This is a genomic window from Tardiphaga sp. (assembly GCF_041424195.1).
Lineage (GTDB): Bacteria > Pseudomonadota > Alphaproteobacteria > Rhizobiales > Xanthobacteraceae > Tardiphaga.
Window position 1 is genome coordinate 1 of the sequence record NZ_JBGMOE010000229.1, and the last position, 3,024, is coordinate 3,024.

A 3,024-nucleotide genomic window follows, 5' to 3' on the forward strand; every position below is an offset into this window, starting at 1 on the left:
GACGGCGTGAATCACAACATACTGGTATTGCTCAACAACTTTCGGATCGGGTTCTTAGGATCGAAGGCGCCCAGCGCGTTCAGTATTTCGATGGAGATCGCGTTGTCGCACTCGCTGTAGGTCTTTTTGGATAGACGAAGGGCCGTCATGTCGGATCTGTTGGCGTGGAGGGATTTGAGGATCGCTTTCAGGCGGCTTACCGGAACGCCGTCAATAGTTGACTTGGGTGGGAAGTTAAGCACGTTCGGTCTCCAGATCTATCCTTACGCCATGAGTTTAGACGGCGCGCCTCTATGTCTTGAGGTCTTCGCGGACTCCCATCCCACTTGGCTCTACAGGCCATAAGGCCTGCTACTTGCAGAAATTACCGATAGCAGTGCAGAGGGGTCTCGTATATCGATTCATTATAGCGAGAACTCGATTTCTCGCTATAACGGTCCCTGGCAAAATCACGCCGCCTTGAGGCGTTTTGAGCAACAGGATGACCCACAGCGATGTCGGCCGATCACGATGATGTATCTCCACCGAATTCGACGCCAGAGGCCGATAAGGCCGGTGCGTTCAAGCTGGATGGCGTGGATCAGGATCGCGTGGATCGGTATGTCGCAAAGGCGAATGCCGATGCGACGATCCTTGCTTATGAATCGAGTTGGAACCTGTTCGTCGAATGGTGTCGGCAGAATGGATATCCGTCATTGCCGGCGGCGCCGAAGGCGGTCGCGGCCTATTTGACGGATCTCGCCGATAATGGTTCACAGGCCAGTGGCGGGAAGCCTTTGGCCGCGAGCACACTAAAGAAGAAGCTGTCGGCTATCGTTTTCGCGCATAAGCTCGCCGATCTTCTACCTCCAACGCGGCAGGAAGGTGCGATCGAGCTTGAGAGGGCGATCGCGGGGATACGCCGTGCGCGCGCCGGCTTAGGCAAGGCGCGCAAGCGCGCTGCTGCGGCTGACGTGCTGGGAGGAATGCTTGAGGCGATTCCTGGCGGGGATTTGCGGGCCTGCAGGGATCGGGCTTTGCTCGCGCTGGGCATGGCTGCCGCTTTGCGCCGCTCTGAGCTGGTAGCGGTCCGCTATGAGGATCTTCGGATCGATCGTCGTGGATTGCTGCTCACGATCCCGAAGTCGAAGACCGATCAGGAGGGAGATGGCCACCAGGTTGCCGTGCCCCGTTCGGCGGAAACCGATGCGGTGGGTCATTTGGAGCGGTGGCTTCAGGTCAGCAAGATTACGAGTGGCCCCGTGTTTTTGAAGCTGACCCCGCAAGGAAAGTTGGGACGAAAAGCCATGAGCGCGCAGGGCGTAGCCTTGGTCGTGAAGGCGGCCGTCGCGGGCGCCGGTTTCGATCCGGCGGGGTTTGCTGCGCATTCGCTGCGGTCGGGATTTTTGACGGAGGCTGCACGGCGGGGCGAAAGTCCCTTCGCCATGCAGCGTCAGAGTCGTCACAAGAGTTTTGATATGGTTAGCGAATATGTGCGCGAGGATGAACTTTTCGAGGGCAATGCAGGCAAGTCATTCGTTTAGCGGTTCAGGTTGCCTCAGACCAGTTCGCCGCAGCATTGTGTCATTGGTATATGGGTCGTTCTCGCGGGAAGAACGCTGGTGCGACGTGCTGATAGGTCATTGCCTGATATCGGCCACCGTCATAGGCGACGCTGGAGACGGGTCTCCGATTGCGTTGAAGCCGATCTAGCCACCGGTTCATTCGGTTGCATCTGGCCATAGCCCGTTCTTTGTCGTGATCTACGGCGAGGATTTTGACGAGCTGGCCGCAGTCATAGAACCAGCCTCCTTCTTCGGTTCCGCCGAATGCACGATCGATTTCATAAAGGGCGAGGATGTGCGGCATGATTATTCTCCCTGGTGGATCAGATCCCCACACCCTCTCTCCTCTGGCTTCGTCAGGCTTGGGGGGCGATCGTAGCCAGGTGTGCGAAACATTGGTCGATGAATGCTCGGATCGCGGGAGCACGCTGCGCGAGTTGGGCGCGATCCGTCCCGACACCGCTCGTCGGTATGGCGACGGTCCTGCCTGACCGCAGATGGCTCGCAAGCCGGCGAAATTCTGCCTGAATGATCGGTTTGACTGCGGGGAGGTCTGCGTCAGTGAAAAACGCTGTCTCGTGCATTGATGGGGCGCGCTTGGTGGGAATGCCGACGGCATTTGGCTCGCCGCGGCACGCGGCGGCCTGCCCGGCCCTCGGATTGGACCACCCCGTCCGATCAGGAGCGCCACCTTTGCGCGCGAGATTGTCGCCAAAGACGTAGAGGGTGTTCGGGTTGCGGCGGATTTCGGAGCGTTCAAGGCGTTCGATGTGGATGATGGGCATCATGGTGCTCCTTGCAGATCAACCCATCAGTTCCCCCTTTGCTCTAATCGTCATAGTCGAAGAGTTGGCGGATCAGATCTTTCATGTGGCGTTGGCTGGGCCCGTCAACCTGCGAAATCGAGCCTGACTGGTCGCGCTTCATGGCCTGCTCGATTTCTGGCGGAAGCGATGCGTAAGGCGAGATCAACACCTTCAGGTCGTGCATCGAGAGCTGGCGATCGATGTCACATCCTTCGTGGAGAAGGAGCATCGTTTCGCCCTCTTCGTCCGGGTCGGGCGTATGCACCTGGACAAAAAACGTGCGCAGGGGGCGATCCCATCCAACGATGATTTCGCTCACGCGAGTGTCCGTGATGACGGAAGCTGGGATTTTGTATCTGCTCATAATGCTTCTTTAGTGCTTTCGGTGTGTTGTGCAAAAAAAGGGCGGTTCGACCGGAGTGAAGGTCGAACCGCCAGTGGGTGGGCCGGGTTTAGTTGTGTGCGCCGACCAGTTCGCCTGTTTCGGTCGCGAAGGGGTTGCTGGCCTCGTCGCTCGGCGCCTTGCGGCGGTTGCGGGTCTTCGGTTCCGCGGCGGGCGTGAAGGCGTCGTCGCTGGGGAGATCTTCCGTCCGCGGAGCGAAGCCATCGTCGCTGGCGTTGGTCATGCCGTCATCGAAGGGGTTGGCGGCGCGCGCCTTGGGTCGCGACCAGGC

5 protein-coding genes are annotated in these 3,024 nt (G+C 59.0%); 1 reads left to right on the forward strand and 4 read right to left on the reverse strand.

Going from position 1 to position 3,024, the window contains the following annotated elements:
• The first annotated feature begins 494 nt into the window (after positions 1-494).
• The gene (locus ACEK02_RS32450) at positions 495-1,523 is read left to right on the forward strand and encodes a tyrosine-type recombinase/integrase (RefSeq protein WP_371425917.1); all 1,029 of its coding nucleotides are present in this window, start codon (positions 495-497) and stop codon (positions 1,521-1,523) included.
• 40 nt (positions 1,524-1,563) lie between these two features.
• Here the strand turns inward: ACEK02_RS32450 and ACEK02_RS32455 are convergent, their stop codons facing one another.
• From ACEK02_RS32455 to ACEK02_RS32470, 4 genes are all read right to left on the reverse strand, one after another.
• On the reverse strand, positions 1,564-1,848 hold the full coding sequence (locus ACEK02_RS32455; protein WP_371425919.1) for a hypothetical protein: 285 nt from the start codon (positions 1,846-1,848) through the stop codon (positions 1,564-1,566).
• A gap of 52 nt (positions 1,849-1,900) precedes the next feature.
• The gene (locus tag ACEK02_RS32460; RefSeq protein ID WP_371425921.1) at positions 1,901-2,332 is read right to left on the reverse strand and encodes a hypothetical protein; all 432 of its coding nucleotides are present in this window, start codon (positions 2,330-2,332) and stop codon (positions 1,901-1,903) included.
• Between the two features lie 40 nt (positions 2,333-2,372).
• On the reverse strand, positions 2,373-2,669 hold the full coding sequence (locus tag ACEK02_RS32465) for a hypothetical protein (protein ID WP_371425923.1): 297 nt from the start codon (positions 2,667-2,669) through the stop codon (positions 2,373-2,375).
• 133 nt (positions 2,670-2,802) lie between these two features.
• Positions 2,803-3,024 (reverse strand): hypothetical protein (locus ACEK02_RS32470; RefSeq protein ID WP_371425925.1); only part of this gene is annotated, 222 nt, incomplete at its 5' end.

What these genes read in the sequence shown, in the direction of transcription:
- ACEK02_RS32450 (WP_371425917.1), top strand. Translation starts at nt 495, where the DNA reads ATGTCGGCCGATCACGATGATGTATCTCCACCGAATTCGACGCCAGAG.
- ACEK02_RS32455 (WP_371425919.1), bottom strand. Translation starts at nt 1,848, where the DNA reads ATGCCGCACATCCTCGCCCTTTATGAAATCGATCGTGCATTCGGCGGA.
- ACEK02_RS32460 (WP_371425921.1), bottom strand. Translation starts at nt 2,332, where the DNA reads ATGATGCCCATCATCCACATCGAACGCCTTGAACGCTCCGAAATCCGC.